We start from the raw sequence: 16887 nt of genomic DNA, 5'->3' as shown, positions 1-16887 counted from the left end.
GTCGGTTTTTTTTGATTAATGCTTATAGAGCTTAAATTCTCGATCAATCCACACGACATAAAAAATCCGATGGCTCTTGTATCCCACCATCGCTACACGTTCAAAAGCCCGAAACACAAGCAATCTGACATCACCTGTCAAAAAAGCAGGAATTCCCACTTTCAGACTGTTTCTCTCAATTGTTTCACAGCCATATCGATGCCTATGCTCTCTGCGCAATTCTCTCCACGGCATTCTTCCCAAAATCCTCAGACGCTCAAGCATTTTCGACCGTTCGACGGCCTCGCAATCTTGAATGCACCCGCCATTCTGCAAATACTCAAATGAGAAAACCGGAGGTCGCGCTTCCGATGAATCTATTTCGATGGTGGACGTCCGTGCCGTTACTGTAATTGCCGCATCGCGTTCCCTGCGTTTGAACTTGGCCATTTCAGTTCACCAAATGCTCCCGGAAATACTCCTCCATCTCACAGGCGGGAATTTCTCGGCTGAACTCCCCTTCCTTGAAGTTTCTACGCCAAGGGGCTTCTTCATGCGTCAACTGACGTAGTTTCCACGCCGAAAACTGGCCATAAACGTCGAATACTTCGTTGAGCAGACTTTGTTGTTTGGCACTGAAAAGATCTGGATTGAAATCACTTGGAGGAGGAATGGCACTCGATCCAAATTGGCTGAATCTTCGATACAGATCCGGAACCACCGGCCCGTGCATCCACGCCTCCAGCTTTTCAGGGAAGAGAGCCTCACCAAGGACGGCCAGACTGAACCCTTGAGCGTAATAAACCATTTTTTGAATCTTGAGATTGGATATCTCGCCCTCATGCCCTTCCAGGCAGAGGAAATAATCCGCAACGTCCAAGCTACTCGGCATTTGAATCCCCTTCTGCATCATGCAATCCATTGCACCATCCTTACTGAAGTGAAGCGCGATTCAGGACAAGGCAGTCGCCTTCGTACCCCGTTATCGCTCGAGCACAACCCTATCCAGCCACTGTTCACTCATCCAGTATTTTTTCCGAACATTTGAAACAAATGATGCCGAGAGGCTGTTTCAATTAATTCTCCGCATAAAAAAACCGGCCACGTGGGCCGGTTTTTTTGTACCTCGACGTTGCGCCTTACAGGGCTGCAGCGTTCTCGGTCAGGTAAGCCGCAACGCCTTCTGGCGAAGCGTTCATGCCTTTGTCGCCTTTTTTCCAGTTGGCAGGGCAGACTTCGCCGTGCTCTTCGTGGAATTGCAAAGCGTCGACCAGACGGATCAGCTCTTCCATGTTACGGCCCAGCGGCAGGTCGTTGATGATCTGCGAACGGACAACGCCTTTGTCGTCGATCAGGAACGCGCCACGGAAAGCCACGCCGCCTTCGGATTCAACGTCGTAAGCCTTGGCGATGTCGTGCTTCATGTCGGCAGCCATGGTGTATTTCACCTGGCCGATGCCGCCATTGTTTACTGGGGTGTTGCGCCATGCGTTGTGAGTGAAGTGCGAGTCGATCGACACAGCGATCACTTCAACATTGCGAGCCTTGAAGTCGGCCATGCGGTTGTCCAGAGCGATCAGCTCGGACGGGCAGACGAAGGTGAAGTCCAGTGGGTAGAAGAACACCAGGCCGTATTTGCCTTTGATGGCCGAGGACAGGGTGAAGCTGTCAACGATCTCGCCATTGCCGAGTACGGCCGGGACGGTGAAGTCAGGGGCTTGTTTGCCTACGAGTACGCTCATTGATATCTCCTGGTGTAAAAACTTGAAGTTCAGGGTCCGCGCCAGCCTGCCACCCTCAGGCGACAGCCCTGTGACACGAACCCCCTTCGCAAGGGCCGACCATCATACACTGCGAATTTGGCCTGTCCTTAACGGTTTTTCAAAGCAGGCGCAGAACGGCGCTGCATTTACGGGGCCAGGCAAAACGCCAGCAAATACCGTTCGTCAGTCACGGCTGGGAATCAGCAAAAGCCTTCCGAAAGCACTTTGACAATCATTCTCGTTAACATTAAGATCCATCGCAATTGAGTCACAACCAGCGACGGTTCTCACTTATGTATGTTTGTCTCTGCACTGGCGTCACCGACGGACAGATCCGCGATGCGATCTATGAAGGTTGCTGCAGCTATAAAGAAGTCCGCCAGGCCACCGGCGTCGCCAGCCAATGCGGCAAATGCGCGTGCCTTGCCAAGGAAGTCGTTCGCGAAACCCTGACCAAGCTGCAAACCGCTCAGGCTGCGATCCCCTACCCCGTAGAATTTACCGCCGCTTGATTGCCCCCCATTTCAAAGAACCGGACTCATGTCCGGTTTTTTTATGCCTGTAAATCAACTGCTTAGCACCCAGACGCGGAACACAAACATTCTTATTCCGATTAATTTTCATATATTATTCAATAACTTAGGTTTGACACTTATAAGTACGAAGCTCAAACTCCGCCGTATATACAGCTAATACAGGGCAGGACTCCGATCATGAAAGGCGACATTACAGTCATCCAGCATCTCAACAAGATCCTTGCCAATGAGCTGGTCGCGATCAATCAGTACTTCCTGCATGCACGCATGTATGAAGATTGGGGCCTGAACAAGCTCGGCAAGCACGAATACAAAGAATCCATCGACGAGATGAAACACGCGGACAAGCTGATCAAGCGCATCCTGTTCCTCGAAGGCCTGCCGAACGTGCAGGACCTGGGCAAGCTGCACATCGGCGAGCACACCAAGGAAATGCTGGAGTGCGACCTGCGTATCGAAAAGACCGGTCATGCTGACCTGAAGACCGCAATCGCCCATTGCGAAACCGTTGGCGATTTCGGCAGCCGTGAACTGCTCGAAGACATTCTCGAATCCGAAGAAGAACATATCGACTGGCTGGAAACCCAACTGGGCCTGATCGACAAAGTCGGTCTTGAGAACTATCTGCAGTCGCAGATGGGCGAAGAGTAGGAGCTGCCGAAGGCTGCGATCTTTTCAGATTGCACCGGCAACTTGCAGTAACTTTTCGAACGCACTAAAAAGCCCCGCCCTCTTTCGAGTGGCGGGGCTTTTTATTGGCTGAAGATCAAAAGATCGCAGCCTCGTTTCACTCGACAGCTCCTACACAAGCAGCAGCTGTCGCATGAAACCTGGCCGATCAGGCTTCGGACTTGTTCGCCGCTGCCGCTTCAACAGCCGCCTTGATGGTGCTTTGCAGCGAACCGTCTGCAGCCATCTCGGTCATGATGTCACTACCGCCGACCAGTTCACCGCCGACCCACAGTTGCGGGAAAGTCGGCCAGTTGGCGTACTTCGGCAGGTTGGCGCGGATTTCCGGGTTCTGCAGGATGTCCACGTACGCAAACTTTTCGCCACAAGCCATCACAGCCTGCGCAGCTTTCGCAGAGAAGCCACACTGTGGGGCATTCGGCGAGCCTTTCATATAAAGCAGAATGGTGTTGTTGGCAATCTGCTCTTTAATCGTTTCGATGATATCCATGGAGCACCTCGGCTGAACTTTCCGACTCATGGGTCGGCACGGTGACGCATTGTAACGGAATCCCGAGCGCCATGCTCGGTCTCCCCGACGCTCACATTCAGGCCGCCGCCACCGTCACCGGCACACCATTAAGTGCGGCGTTACCAGACAGTTCATCTAGCTGGCATTCATCGGTCAGATCGTTTGCGCTCGACCCAGGCTGACTGCTGGCAATCGCCATTTGCACGCCCGGCCGCGCATGTCCCCAACCATGCGGCAGGCTGACCACGCCTTTCATCATGTCCAGACTGCCGAGCACCTCGACCTCGATCTGCCCCACCCGCGAACTGACGCGCACCAACTGACCATCGTTAAGCCCACGGCTGGCGAGGTCATCCGGATGCATCAGCAGTTGATGGCGCGGCTTGCCCTTCACCAGACGGTGATAGTTGTGCATCCACGAGTTATTGCTGCGCACATGACGGCGGCCAATCATCAACAGCTCATCGGCGGCCGGCGCCTGCAATGCGGCAAAGCGTGCGAGGTCAGCAAGGATCTCTGGCGGAGCAGCCTGCACGCGCTGATTCGGCGTTTTCAGGCGCGCAGCCAGGTTCGGCTTCAACGCGCCCAGATCAATCCCGTGGGGATGATCGAACAACGTTGACAACGAAAGCTTTTGCTCGGACGCGTCACCGTACAGGCCCATGCGCAGGCCCATGTCGATCATCTTCGCCGGTGGCATGGTCGGTTTCAGTTCCTTGCCAGTCTTCTCGGCAAAGGCCTTGGCCAGGCCCACGAAGATCTCCCAGTCATGCAAGGCGCCCTCGGGTTTGGCGAGGATCGCGCGATTGAAGCGGGTGACGTTGCGCACCGCGAACAGGTTGAACGTCGTGTCGTAGTGATCGTTTTCCAGCGCCGAGGTCGACGGCAGAATCAGGTCGGCATAGCGCGTGGTTTCGTTGATGTACAGGTCGACGCTGACCATGAACTCCAGGCCATCCAGCGCCTGCTCCAGTTGCCGCCCGTTCGGCGTCGACAACACCGGGTTGCCAGCGACGGTGATCAGCGCACGAATCTGGCCCTCACCTTCGGTAAGCATCTCTTCGGCCAGGGCCGAGACCGGTAGCTCGCCGCCGTACTCGGGACGCCCGGAAACGCGACTCTGCCATTTGTTGAAATGCCCGCCCGAAGTCGACGCCACCAGATCCACTGCGGGCTCAGTGCACAGTGCACCGCCGACGCGATCAAGATTACCGGTGACCAGGTTGATCAATTGCACCACCCAGTGACACAAGGTGCCGAAGACCTGCGTCGAAACGCCCATGCGTCCGTAGCACACGGCACTCGGCGCGGCGGCGAAATCCCGGGCCAGTTGGCGGATCTGCTCGGCAGGAACCGCACACAACGGGCTCATGGCTTCAGCGGTAAACGCAGCGACAGCGGCGCGCACGTCATCCAGTCCATCGACCGGCAAATGACTTTCGCTGGTCAAGCCTTCGCTAAACAGGGTGTTCAGCACACCAAACAACAACGCTGCATCGCCCCCCGGACGCACGAACAAATGCTGATCAGCCATGGCCGCCGTCTCGCTGCGCCGTGGATCGACAACCACCACTTTGCCGCCGCGCGCCTGAATCGCTTTCAAACGCTTCTCGACATCCGGCACGGTCATGATGCTGCCGTTGGACGCCAGCGGATTACCGCCGAGAATCAGCATGAAGTCGGTGTGATCGATATCTGGAATCGGCAACAGCAACCCATGGCCGTACATCAGATAACTGCTCAGGTGATGCGGCAACTGATCGACCGAGGTCGCCGAGTAGCGATTGCGCGTCTTCAGCAACCCCAGGAAATAATTGCTGTGGGTCATCAGCCCGTAGTTATGCACGCTCGGGTTGCCTTGATAGACCGCCACGGCGTTCTGGCCATGACGCTCCTGGATGGCCGCCAGCTTCTCGGCCACCAGCGCAAAAGCCTCGTCCCACTCTATCGGTAGCCATTCACTGCCCACACGGCGCATTGGCTGGCGCAGGCGATCAGGATCGTTCTGGATGTCTTGCAGGGCCACAGCCTTGGGGCAGATGTGTCCACGACTAAACGTGTCGAGCGCGTCACCCTTGATTGAAGTGATCGCGATGTTGCCATCGGTTTCGGTGGTTTCGATGGTCAGCCCGCAAATGGCTTCACACAGATGGCAGGCACGGTGATGGAGAGTCTTGGTCATGGCCAGTCTCTGTCTTGTTCTGGGCAGGCATTCACGCCCGCGGGAACAAAACTATGGCCCCGGCGCCGATCCTGCGCCAGCGACGTTCGTCCTGTGAATCGGCGGTTATCAGGCGAGCCGATAAACCGCCATGATCAGTTCGACGGCAGCTGAGGCGGTGCGGCCAGCTGAATCTCCTGAATGGTTTCAATCTGCTCGTGGGCGACATGTACGCCGGTGAGCTCGCCGATCAATCGCCAGTGTTCGTCGAGCCCGGCACTGATGGTCGCCATGCGATCGATCATGTGGCGACCGGCGCTCTTCACCACTTCGTCTTCGCTGCGCAGCAGTTCGAATGACATTGAAGTGACTGAGGCGGTGAGATGGGTCAGTGAGCGAGCCGTGTGGCCCAGCAGTTCCATTAACAGTTTTTCTTTCGATTCCATGCGGAGGCTTCCTGCGTCGCTCGAAACTTATTTATAACCCAGCACTTTGCTTTAGCAAATGTTTCAGCCTGAGCATCCGACCAAGTGATGGCATGGCGCCACGGTCGTAAACCGACCCAAGCGACGCGATCCCCGCCACGCCGCATTGCCAAGCCCTGTAAGGCCAGTGTACAAAGAGGCTCGCTGCTGTCCTGAACCCGGCTTCAAATGCGCGACTGCAACATTCAGTGCGCCCTCCGAATCCCGCAAAAACCGTAGCCTATTGGAAAAACGCGACATTTAGTGTCAATATCGCGCCCTCCCCTATTTCGTCGCCCCGTGCGGCTTACGCCGCAGGTCTCGCCCGTTGTTCCGTTAAACAAGGCTTTGAGCATCTGCGGTTTGTAGCAAAAGGTAGTCAATGATGAGCGCAAGGCACTTTCTCTCCCTGATGGATTGCACGCCCGAAGAGCTGGTCAGCGTGATCCGTCGAGGCGTTGAGCTCAAGGACCTGCGTAACCGCGGCGTACTGTTCGAGCCTCTGAAAAACCGCGTGCTGGGGATGATCTTCGAAAAATCCTCGACCCGTACCCGGATCTCGTTCGAGGCCGGCATGATCCAGCTCGGCGGCCAGGCAATCTTCCTGTCGCCGCGCGATACCCAACTGGGCCGTGGCGAGCCGATCGGCGACTGCGCCATCGTCATGTCGAGCATGCTCGATGCGGTGATGATCCGTACCTTTGCCCACAGCACCCTGACCGAATTTGCCGCCAACTCGCGCGTGCCAGTGATCAACGGCCTGTCCGATGACCTGCACCCGTGCCAGTTGCTGGCCGACATGCAGACGTTTCTTGAACACCGTGGCTCGATCCAGGGCAAAACGGTCGCCTGGATCGGCGACGGCAACAACATGTGCAACAGCTATATAGAAGCGGCGATCCAGTTCGACTTCCAGTTGCGCGTTGCCTGCCCGGAAGGCTACGAGCCAAATCCTGAATTCGTCGCCAGAGCTGGCGATCGCGTGACCATCGTCCGCGACCCGCAAGACGCCGTGCGCGGCGCGCATCTGGTGAGCACCGACGTCTGGACTTCGATGGGTCAGGAAGAGGAAACTGCCAAGCGCCTCAAGCTGTTCGCGCCGTTTCAGGTCAACCGCGCCCTGCTCGACCTCGCTGCCGAGGACGTGCTGTTCATGCATTGCCTGCCGGCGCACCGTGGCGAAGAAATCAGCCTCGACCTGCTTGATGACCCGCGCTCCGTCGCTTGGGATCAGGCAGAAAACCGTCTCCACGCACAGAAGGCCCTGCTCGAGTTCCTCGTTGAACCGGCATATCACCACGCATGAGCCATGAATTACTGCTGAACCTGCGCAACCTCGCTTGCGGCTATCAAGATCAACGTGTGGTGCAGAACCTCAATCTGCACCTCAACGCCGGTGACATCGGCTGCCTGCTCGGCTCGTCTGGCTGCGGCAAGACCACCACCCTGCGTGCCATTGCCGGATTCGAGCCAGTGCACGAAGGGGAAATCACCCTCGGTGGCGAAACCATTTCCAGCGCCGGCTTCACCCTCGCCCCGGAAAAACGCCGGATCGGCATGGTGTTCCAGGACTACGCACTGTTCCCGCACCTGAGCGTCGCCGACAACATTGCCTTTGGCATTCGCAAGCACCCGAACAAGGAACGCGTCACCGAAGAGCTGCTCGAACTGGTCAACCTGAAAAACCTCGGCAAGCGCTTCCCGCACGAGCTGTCCGGCGGCCAGCAACAGCGCGTCGCCCTCGCCCGCGCCTTGGCGCCGGAGCCGCAGTTGCTGCTGCTCGATGAGCCGTTTTCCAACCTCGATGGCGAACTGCGGCGCAAGCTCAGCCATGAAGTGCGCGATATCCTCAAACTCCGTGGCACCAGCGCAATTCTGGTGACCCACGACCAGGAAGAGGCCTTCGCGGTCAGCGATCACGTTGGCGTGTTCAAGGAAGGTCGACTGGAGCAGTGGGACACGCCATACAACCTGTATCACGAACCGGCAACGCCTTATGTGGCCAGCTTCATCGGTCAGGGTTACTTCATTCGTGGTCAGCTCGGCAGCCCGGAATCGGTGCAGACCGAACTGGGTGAACTGCGCGGCAACCGGGCATACACGTGGCCGATTGGCGGCGCGGTGGATGTGTTGCTACGTCCCGATGACATTGTTTATGCCCCGGACAGTGGGTTGAAAGCGCGGATTGTCGGCAAGACGTTCCTTGGCGCTTCGACGCTGTATCGCCTGCAACTGCCGACGGGTGCGCAGCTGGAATCGATCTTCCCTAGCCATGCCGATCATCAGGTTGGCGCGGAAGTGGGAATTCGTGTTGCCGCCGAACACCTCGTACTGTTCCAGGCATCGGGCAGCACCGCCGCACAGATCCCGGCAGTGGAAAACGGCGTCCGCCGTTACAGCACCGCGCTTTAAAGATCAAAAGATCGCAGCCTTCGGCAGCTCCTACAGAGATCAATGTAGGAGCTGCCGAAGGCTGCGATCTTTTAGCTATTAACCGAGGATCAGGGTTCCACTGGCAACCAGCGTTGCATTGCCGCCAATCTTCACCCGCTCACCTTCCAGCCGACAGAACAACTCCCCACCCCGCGCCGAACGCTGATGCGCCGTCAGGCTCGATTTGCCCAGTCGCTTCGACCAATACGGAATCAGGCTGCAATGTGTCGATCCGGTCACCGGATCTTCATTGATGCCAATCGCCGGTGCGAAATAGCGCGAGACAAAGTCGTGCTGATTGCCCCGCGCCGTGACAATAGCTCCCAGCCACGGCAGCTTGGCCAACGCCACCATGTCCGGTTTGCAATCGAGCACCGCCTGCTCCGACTCCAGCACCACAAACAGTTCGTTGGAGCCGAGCACATCCACCGCCTCGACCCCCAGCGCTCGCTCGACATCCAGCGTCACGCCAATTTCCGAGGGCACGATCGACGGGAAGTCCAGCCACAAACGGCCCTCTTCACGGCTGACACTCAACGGCCCGGACTGGCTGGTAAAGTCGATACGCTCGGCGCTCTCCTTGTAGATCTCGAACAGCACATAAGCACTGGCCAACGTGGCGTGCCCGCACAACGGCACTTCAGTGGTCGGGGTAAACCAGCGGATATGCCAGGCCTGACCTTCGCGCACCAGAAACGCAGTTTCCGCCAGATTGTGTTCGGCGGCGATCTTCTGCATCAGCTCATCCGCGAGCCACGTCTCCAGCCGATAAACCATCGCCGGATTACCACTGAACGGCCGATCACTGAACGCGTCGACCTGATGAAACTCGAGCTGCATAACTTTCTCCCTGAGCCAGTCGACAGAGGATGCTGCCACGCTGTGATCAGCGCCAGTGACAGAACCCGTCAATTTTTTGCATACAGCATTAATGACTAAGGACGGCCGATGTCGGCAAATTTGGCCTGGGTGTGTTCGGCGAGCACCGCGGGCGCCAGTTCCACTTCCAGGCCACGCCGACCGGCGCTGACATAAATAGTCGCAAAACCCAGAGCCGAGTTGTCGATAAAGGTACGCAGGCGCTTCTTCTGCCCCAACGGGCTGATGCCGCCCAACAGATACCCGGTGGAGCGCTGAGCGGCTGCCGGGTCAGCCATCTCGACTTTTTTTACGCCAGCGGCATGGGCAAGACCTTTGAGGTCGAGGCTTCCGACGACCGGCACCACCGCCACCAGCAACTCGCCTTTTTCACTGGCCGCGAGCAGGGTTTTAAACACCTGTGCCGGTTCAAGTGCCAGCTTTTCTGCGGCCTCAAGGCCATAGGACGCGGCCTTCGGGTCATGTTCGTAACTGTGCACGCGATGTTCGGCACGAACTTTTTTCAACAAGTCCAACGCAGGGGTCATGGCAGCTCCAGGCTCGGCAATGGCAAAAAAAACCTCCGCCGGATTCTAGGTGATCAGCCTTCAAAAGGCTCTATCCCAAGCCTCGATTCCCGCGGCTCGCAGACATTCAGCGCACGTTGTCGCACCTGGGCCACAAAGGATCATTCACCCAGCGAATAGTTTTATTGTGACCGACGGTTCACTTTCGACCTTTGACAGGTTTGTTTCTTGTCTATATTTTTTCGAATCTGAATAATGTAAGAATTGTCGTCACAGCGGCACTCAGCAGTAAACCGGGAACGGAATGGGGATTCCTACTCGGGGAAAATCGCGCCTTGCCCTGTTGGCAAACGCGCCAGACAACAACAAAAACGAGGTTTTCAATGACAACTGCTTTACAGCAACCATCGCTCTCGAGCCAATGCATGGCCGAGTTTCTGGGTACTGCTCTTCTGATCTTTTTCGGCACCGGCTGTGTCGCCGCGCTCAAAGTCGCGGGTGCCAGCTTCGGCCTGTGGGAAATCAGCATCATCTGGGGCGTCGGCGTGAGCATGGCGATCTACCTCACCGCCGGAGTTTCCGGCGCGCACCTGAACCCGGCCGTGAGCATCGCCCTGGCAATCTTCGCCGACTTCGAAAAGCGCAAACTGCCGTTCTATATTCTTGCCCAGATCGCCGGCGCCTTCTGCGGCGCGCTGCTGGTTTACACGCTGTACAGCAATCTTTTCTTCGATTACGAACAAACTCACCAAATGGTCCGTGGCTCGACCGCCAGCCTTGAGTTGGCCTCGGTGTTCTCGACCTTCCCGAACCCGGTGCTGTCCACCGCCCAGGCATTCCTGGTCGAGATGATCATCACGGCGATCCTGATGGGCGTGATCATGTCCCTGACCGATGACAACAACGGCCTGCCGAAAGGCCCGCTGGCGCCGCTGCTGATCGGCTTGCTGATTGCCGTTATCGGCAGTTCGATGGGGCCGTTGACCGGTTTCGCCATGAACCCGGCGCGTGACTTCGGTCCGAAACTGATGACTTTCTTCGCCGGCTGGGGTGAAATTTCCTTCACTGGCGGCCGTGATATTCCGTATTTCCTGATTCCGATTTTTGCACCGATTGTCGGTGCCTGCCTCGGCGCTGCCGGGTATCGCGGGCTCATCGCCCGTCACCTGACCGGCGCCACACCTGCTACAAAGGATGCAGAACCGGCCATTGACGGCAAACCAAGAACTTCTTGAAACAGTCGGCGCCGGCTCCTGCCCTATAGAGCCTGCGCCACGGCCCACTCTCCCTTATTTCGTCCAAGGCAATCGACATGACCGACATTCAGAATAAGAACTACATCATTGCCCTCGATCAGGGTACGACCAGCTCCCGCGCGATCATTTTCGACCGCGACGCGAACGTGGTCTGCACCGCGCAGCGCGAATTCGCCCAGCATTACCCGCAAGCCGGCTGGGTTGAACACGACCCGATGGAAATCTTCGCCACCCAGAGCGCGGTGATGGTTGAAGCCCTGGCCCAGGCTGGCCTGCATCACGATCAGGTGGCTGCCATCGGCATCACCAACCAGCGTGAAACCACCGTGGTCTGGGACAAGACCACCGGCCGGCCGGTGTACAACGCCATCGTCTGGCAGTGCCGCCGCAGCACCGAGATCTGCCAGCAGCTCAAGCGCGATGGCCACGAAGACTACATCCGCGACAACACCGGTCTGGTCACCGACCCATACTTCTCCGGCACCAAACTGAAGTGGATCCTCGACAACGTCGAAGGCAGCCGCGAACGAGCGCGCAACGGCGAACTGTTGTTCGGCACCGTCGATAGCTGGCTGATCTGGAAATTCACCGGCGGCAAGGTGCATGTCACCGACTACACCAACGCCTCGCGCACCATGCTCTTCAATATCCATTCGCTGGAATGGGATTCGAAGATGCTGGAAATCCTCGACATCCCGCGCGAGATGCTTCCGGAAGTGAAGGCTTCTTCGGAAATCTACGGTCGCACCAAGAGCGGCATTGCCATCGGCGGTATCGCCGGTGACCAGCAAGCCGCGTTGTTCGGGCAGATGTGCGTGGAGCCGGGTCAGGCGAAAAACACCTACGGCACCGGCTGCTTCCTGCTGATGAACACCGGCGACAAAGCGGTGAAATCCCAGCACGGCATGCTCACCACCATCGCTTGCGGCCCGCGTGGCGAAGTGGCTTATGCGCTGGAAGGCGCGGTGTTCAACGGCGGTTCGACCGTGCAGTGGCTGCGCGATGAACTGAAAATCATCAACGACGCCCACGACACCGAATACTTCGCCAATAAAGTGAAGGACAGCAACGGCGTGTACCTGGTGCCGGCCTTCACCGGTCTGGGCGCGCCGTACTGGGACCCATATGCCCGTGGCGCGCTGTTCGGCCTGACTCGCGGCGTGCGCGTGGATCACATCATCCGCGCCGCACTGGAGTCGATTGCTTACCAGACTCGCGACGTGCTCGACGCCATGCAGCAAGACTCCGGCGAACGCCTCAAAGCCCTGCGCGTGGACGGCGGCGCGGTGGCGAACAACTTCCTCATGCAGTTCCAGGCCGACATCCTCGGCACGCAGGTCGAGCGTCCGCAAATGCGCGAAACCACGGCACTTGGCGCCGCGTATCTGGCCGGTCTGGCGTGCGGTTTCTGGGGCAGCCTGGACGAACTGCGCGGTAAAGCGGTGATCGAGCGTGAGTTTGAACCGAGCCTGGACGAAACCGAGAAAGAGAAGCTGTACAAAGGCTGGAAAAAAGCCGTCAGCCGCACCCGTGACTGGGCGCGTGAAGACGCTGAATAAGCCAACCTTCAGATCCAGATAGGCATCTAACTGGTCGGGAGCGGATTCCTGCGGCATCATGGGCAAATTTTGCACGGCAGCCCAAAGGAAGCCCCATGAATCTGCCTCCCCGTCAGCAGCAAATCCTCGAGCTGGTCCGCGAACGCGGCTATGTGAGCATCGAGGAAATGGCCACGCTGTTCGTTGTTACCCCGCAAACCATCCGCCGCGACATCAATCAGCTCGCGGAAGCCAATCTGTTGCGTCGCTACCATGGCGGCGCAGCCTACGATTCCAGCGTCGAAAACACTGCCTATGCGATGCGCGCCGACCAGATGCGCGATGAAAAACAACGCATCGGTGAAGCCATCGCCGCCCAGATCCCCGATCACGCCTCGCTGTTCATCAACATCGGCACCACCACCGAATCGATTGCCCGCGCCCTGCTCAACCACAATCATCTGAAGATCATCACCAACAACCTGCATGTGGCGTCGATGCTCAGTGCCAAGGATGATTTCGATGTGCTGCTGACCGGCGGCAATGTGCGCCGTGATGGCGGCGTGGTCGGTCAGGCGAGCGTGGATTTCATCAATCAGTTCAAAGTTGATTTCGCCCTGGTCGGGATCAGCGGTATTGATGAAGACGGCAGCTTGCTGGATTTCGATTATCAGGAAGTGCGGGTGTCGCAGGCGATCATTGCCAATGCGCGGCAGGTGATTCTGGCGGCGGACTCCAGCAAGTTCGGGCGTAACGCGATGATTCGGTTGGGGCCGATCAGTCTGATTGATTGCCTTGTAACCGATCAGCAGCCGGTGCCGGCGCTGGCGCAGTTGTTGAGTCAGCACAAGATTCGCCTGGAAGTCGTTTAACTCCCGCAAGATTACTCGTTCCCACGCTCCGCGTGGGAATGCAGCCCGGGACGCTCTGCGTCCCACCTCAAAGCCGACGAAGAGCGTCGATGGATGCATTCCTTTGCTGCGCATGGGAACGATCTGCCCGTAAATGTTCGAAAATTTTCCTTTCCCTGCCCTTCGATGAGTTTTTTCAATCGAACGTGACTGGCTGCGCGGGTGTTTATGGGCTACCATTTTCGCAAATGAACATTCATGTTCGATTTCCAATATAGAAAATCAAAAGAACCCGAGGCCAGCCGATGTCCACCTCTACCTTGCGTACGCCCCCAATCTCCGAGATCTACGACATCGCCGTCATTGGCGGCGGGATCAATGGCGTGGGGATCGCAGCGGATGCCGCCGGTCGCGGGCTTTCGGTGTTCCTTTGCGAAAAAGACGATCTGGCCAGCCACACCTCGTCGGCCAGCAGCAAGCTGATCCACGGCGGCCTGCGCTACCTCGAACATTACGAATTCCGTCTGGTGCGTGAAGCGCTGGCTGAGCGCGAAGTGTTGCTGGCCAAGGCGCCGCATATCGTCAAACCGATGCGCTTCGTGTTGCCGCACCGTCCACACCTGCGCCCGGCATGGATGATCCGCGCTGGCCTGTTCCTGTATGACAACCTCGGCAAGCGCGAAAAACTGCCAGGTTCGAAAAGCCTCAAGTTTGGTGCCGACAGCGCACTGAAAAGCGAAATCAAGAAAGGCTTCGAATACTCCGACTGCTGGGTCGATGACGCCCGCCTCGTTGTCTTGAACGCCATGGCCGCCCGCGAAAAAGGCGCTCACGTGCACACCCAGACCCGGTGCGTCAGCGCCCGTCGCACCAAAGGTCTGTGGCACCTGCATCTGGAACGTGCCGACGGCAGTCTGTTTTCGATCACCGCCAAAGCGCTGGTGAACGCCGCCGGCCCGTGGGTTGCCAAGTTCATTCGTGACGACCTGAAGATGGAATCGCCGTACGGCATCCGTTTGATCCAGGGCAGCCACATCATCGTGCCGAAGTTGTATGAAGGCGATCACGCGCACATTCTGCAAAACGAAGATCAGCGCATCGTCTTCACCATTCCGTACTTGAACCACTTCACCCTGATCGGCACCACCGATCGTGAGTACACCGGCGATCCGGCGAAAGTGGCAATCACCGACGCCGAAACCGACTACCTGTTGAAAGTGGTCAACGCCCACTTCAAGCAGCAGATCAGCCGTGACGACATCCAGCACAGCTACTCGGGCGTACGCCCACTGTGCAACGACGAATCCGACAACCCGTCGGCCGTCACCCGTGATTACACCCTGGCCTTGTCGGGCAGCACTGAAGAGGCACCGCTGTTGTCGGTGTTCGGCGGCAAGCTGACCACCTACCGCAAGCTCGCCGAGTCGGCGATGGCGCAGTTGATGCCGTTCTTCACCCAGATGCGCCCGAGCTGGACCGCCACCGCTACCCTGCCTGGCGGCGAGGACATGACCACCCCGCAAGCCTTGTGCGCGCAGATCCGCGACAAGTTCGACTTCGTACCGACCGAGATCGCCCGCCGCTGGGCCACCACCTACGGCAGCCGGACCTGGCGCATGCTTGAAGGTGTGGAAAGCCTCGCGGACATGGGCGAACACATCGGCGGCGGGCTCTACACCCGCGAAGTCGATTACCTGTGCAGCGAAGAGTGGGCAACCACGGCGCATGACATTCTGTGGCGTCGTAGCAAGCTGGGGCTGTTTACCACTCCGGCCGAGCAGGAGAAGCTTGCGGCGTATCTGGGTAAGGTTGAGCAGAACCGTAGCAAGATCGAAGCGGCGTGATGTGAACATCGCTTAAACGAAAGCCCCAGAATTGAGAGATTCAGGGGCTTTTTTGTTTTGTGGGTTCTGTTGACCTGATTGTGTCAGTTAGATCTTTCCCCCCTCACCCCAGCCCTCTCCCCCAGGGGGTAGAGGGGGAAGGGAGGCGATCGAGGTGCTCTGTAAAGCCTGAGTTCGACTCGGTATCTCAAGTCGGTGCATCTCACCCAGTCGCCGCAGTCAGTCCCCTCTCCCTCTGGGCGGTCCGACGTTTCGGGAGGGCTAGGGTGAGGGGCTTTTGATCGTTCGGCTTTCCGAACGCGACTTCCCGGTCGATTCGGTAAACCGGATCAGTTACGCCAAAACAAACCATCACAAAACTTTAATAACGTTATAAATCATAAAGTTAAGTACATCATCCTGGTCTGGCACGAGTCATGCTCTACACTCTCTCGACGAATGCTTGTTGTGCCAACACTTCAGGAGCCGTCAGGCATTCGAAGCACAAAAGGGCCGACGAACTGGCTCCATAAAAAAAACAATTCGAGGAAAATTTGATGCGCATCGTTCCCCATATCCTGGGCGCAGCCATTGCGGCCGCTCTGATCAGCACGCCAGTTTTCGCCGCCGAACTCACCGGCACCCTGAAGAAAATCAACGATTCGGGCACCATCACGCTCGCTCACCGCGACAGCTCCATTCCGTTTTCCTACATCGCGGATGCTACCGGCAAACCAGTGGGCTACTCACACGACATTCAAGTGGCCATCGTTGAAGCCCTGAAAAAAGACCTGAACAAGCCAGACCTGCAGGTCAAATACAACCTGGTAACCTCGCAAACCCGTATCCCGCTGATCCAGAACGGCACCGCGGATATCGAGTGCGGCTCCACCACCAACAACGCCGAACGCGCCCAGCAAGTCGACTTCACCGTCAACATCTTCGAAATCGGCACCCGTCTGCTGGTCAAGAAAGACAAGGATGGCAAGCCGTCCTACGCTGACTTTGCCGACCTGAAAGGCAAAAACGTCGTGACCACCGCGGGCACCACGTCCGAGCGCATCATCAAAGCGATGAACGCCGACAAGCAGATGGGCATGAACATCATCTCCGCCAAAGACCACGGCGAATCCTTCAACATGCTGGAAAGCGGCCGCGCCGTAGCCTTCATGATGGACGACGCACTGCTGGCCGGCGAAGAAGCCAAGGCCAAGAAGCCTGCTGACTGGATCATCACCGGTACGCCGCAGTCCTTCGAAGCCTACGCGTGCATGGTTCGCAAAGATGACCCGGCCTTCAAGAAGGCTGTCGATAACGCCATCGTTGCGCTGTACAAGTCCGGCGAGATCAACAAGATCTACAGCAAGTGGTTCGAGAGCCCGATCCCGCCAAAAGGCCTGAACCTGAACTTCCCGATGAGCGACAAGGTAAAAGATCTGATCGCCAACCCGAGCGACAAGCCGGCGCCTGACGTAAAAATCTGATTCCTGACTAACC

General features: G+C 57.6%; 17 protein-coding genes. 9 read left to right on the top strand and 8 right to left on the bottom strand.

The window, feature by feature from the left end; all coding sequences use genetic code 11:
* Positions 1 to 15: 15 nt before the first annotated feature.
* The 3 genes from AC0ZWN_RS14410 to AC0ZWN_RS14400 form a co-directional block, all read right to left on the bottom strand.
* Positions 16 to 429, bottom strand: coding sequence for a hypothetical protein (locus AC0ZWN_RS14410; protein ID WP_476335493.1), 414 nt, complete (start codon positions 427 to 429; stop codon positions 16 to 18).
* A gap of 1 nt (position 430) precedes the next feature.
* Positions 431 to 901, bottom strand: coding sequence for a Panacea domain-containing protein (locus tag AC0ZWN_RS14405; RefSeq protein ID WP_093430579.1), 471 nt, complete (start codon positions 899 to 901; stop codon positions 431 to 433).
* Between the two features lie 217 nt (positions 902 to 1118).
* Positions 1119 to 1721 carry a peroxiredoxin gene (locus AC0ZWN_RS14400; RefSeq protein WP_003227723.1) on the bottom strand — a complete coding sequence of 201 codons (603 nt, stop codon included), beginning with the start codon at positions 1719 to 1721 and terminating at the stop codon, positions 1119 to 1121.
* Between the two features lie 314 nt (positions 1722 to 2035).
* On the opposite strand from AC0ZWN_RS14400, the gene AC0ZWN_RS14395 reads away from it, so the two are divergent.
* Both AC0ZWN_RS14395 and bfr read left to right on the top strand, forming a co-directional pair.
* A complete protein-coding gene (locus AC0ZWN_RS14395; RefSeq protein WP_093430580.1) occupies positions 2036 to 2254 on the top strand; it encodes a bacterioferritin-associated ferredoxin in 219 nt (72 codons plus the stop codon).
* 201 nt (positions 2255 to 2455) lie between these two features.
* Positions 2456 to 2929 (top strand): bacterioferritin, encoded by a 474-nt coding sequence (gene bfr / locus AC0ZWN_RS14390; RefSeq protein WP_007916671.1) that lies wholly within the window; start codon positions 2456 to 2458, stop codon positions 2927 to 2929.
* A 187-nt stretch (positions 2930 to 3116) separates the two neighbouring features.
* Here bfr and grxD read toward each other — a convergent pair whose 3' ends face one another.
* The 3 genes from grxD to AC0ZWN_RS14375 all read right to left on the bottom strand — a co-directional run bounded on the left by grxD (position 3117) and on the right by AC0ZWN_RS14375 (position 6086).
* Complete coding sequence (grxD, locus tag AC0ZWN_RS14385; protein ID WP_016773402.1) at positions 3117 to 3458, bottom strand: Grx4 family monothiol glutaredoxin; 342 nt, start codon at positions 3456 to 3458, stop codon at positions 3117 to 3119.
* A gap of 97 nt (positions 3459 to 3555) precedes the next feature.
* Positions 3556 to 5661, bottom strand: a complete 2106-nt coding sequence (locus tag AC0ZWN_RS14380) for a molybdopterin oxidoreductase family protein (RefSeq protein WP_476335492.1) — start codon at positions 5659 to 5661, stop codon at positions 3556 to 3558.
* 134 nt (positions 5662 to 5795) lie between these two features.
* Complete coding sequence (locus AC0ZWN_RS14375) at positions 5796 to 6086, bottom strand: hypothetical protein (protein ID WP_016986650.1); 291 nt, start codon at positions 6084 to 6086, stop codon at positions 5796 to 5798.
* Positions 6087 to 6489: 403 nt separating this feature from the next.
* On the opposite strand from AC0ZWN_RS14375, the gene argF reads away from it, so the two are divergent.
* Both argF and AC0ZWN_RS14365 read left to right on the top strand, forming a co-directional pair.
* Positions 6490 to 7410, top strand: a complete 921-nt coding sequence (gene argF, locus AC0ZWN_RS14370; protein ID WP_093430582.1) for an ornithine carbamoyltransferase — start codon at positions 6490 to 6492, stop codon at positions 7408 to 7410.
* Positions 7407 to 8516, top strand: coding sequence for an ABC transporter ATP-binding protein (locus AC0ZWN_RS14365; RefSeq protein ID WP_476335490.1), 1110 nt, complete (start codon positions 7407 to 7409; stop codon positions 8514 to 8516). Before argF ends, AC0ZWN_RS14365 begins: the two co-directional genes overlap by 4 nt.
* Positions 8517 to 8594: 78 nt before the next feature.
* Here AC0ZWN_RS14365 and AC0ZWN_RS14360 read toward each other — a convergent pair whose 3' ends face one another.
* The gene (locus AC0ZWN_RS14360) at positions 8595 to 9377 is read right to left on the bottom strand and encodes a PhzF family phenazine biosynthesis protein (RefSeq protein WP_476335489.1); all 783 of its coding nucleotides are present in this window, start codon (positions 9375 to 9377) and stop codon (positions 8595 to 8597) included.
* Positions 9378 to 9472: 95 nt separating this feature from the next.
* The gene (gene ybaK, locus AC0ZWN_RS14355; protein ID WP_476335488.1) at positions 9473 to 9943 is read right to left on the bottom strand and encodes a Cys-tRNA(Pro) deacylase; all 471 of its coding nucleotides are present in this window, start codon (positions 9941 to 9943) and stop codon (positions 9473 to 9475) included.
* A gap of 362 nt (positions 9944 to 10305) precedes the next feature.
* On the opposite strand from ybaK, the gene AC0ZWN_RS14350 reads away from it, so the two are divergent.
* The 5 genes from AC0ZWN_RS14350 (at position 10306) to AC0ZWN_RS14330 (ending at position 16874) form a co-directional block, all read left to right on the top strand.
* Positions 10306 to 11157: an MIP/aquaporin family protein gene (locus tag AC0ZWN_RS14350; protein WP_064118990.1), complete on the top strand. Its 852-nt coding sequence runs from the start codon at positions 10306 to 10308 to the stop codon at positions 11155 to 11157.
* Between the two features lie 77 nt (positions 11158 to 11234).
* On the top strand, positions 11235 to 12737 hold the full coding sequence (glpK, locus tag AC0ZWN_RS14345) for a glycerol kinase GlpK (RefSeq protein ID WP_093430586.1): 1503 nt from the start codon (positions 11235 to 11237) through the stop codon (positions 12735 to 12737).
* 95 nt (positions 12738 to 12832) lie between these two features.
* Positions 12833 to 13588, top strand: coding sequence for a DeoR/GlpR family transcriptional regulator (locus AC0ZWN_RS14340; RefSeq protein ID WP_007916700.1), 756 nt, complete (start codon positions 12833 to 12835; stop codon positions 13586 to 13588).
* A gap of 284 nt (positions 13589 to 13872) precedes the next feature.
* Entirely contained in the window at positions 13873 to 15411 is a 1539-nt protein-coding gene (gene glpD / locus AC0ZWN_RS14335; RefSeq protein ID WP_093430587.1) for a glycerol-3-phosphate dehydrogenase, read from the top strand.
* 536 nt (positions 15412 to 15947) lie between these two features.
* Positions 15948 to 16874 carry a glutamate/aspartate ABC transporter substrate-binding protein gene (locus AC0ZWN_RS14330; protein ID WP_476335487.1) on the top strand — a complete coding sequence of 309 codons (927 nt, stop codon included), beginning with the start codon at positions 15948 to 15950 and terminating at the stop codon, positions 16872 to 16874.
* Positions 16875 to 16887: the final 13 nt, after the last annotated feature.

It is taken from the genome of Pseudomonas sp. 3B-A001-10F, assembly GCF_056313565.1.
Note: the sequence above shows the minus strand (reverse complement) of the source record. Positions and strands in the feature narration are given on the sequence as shown.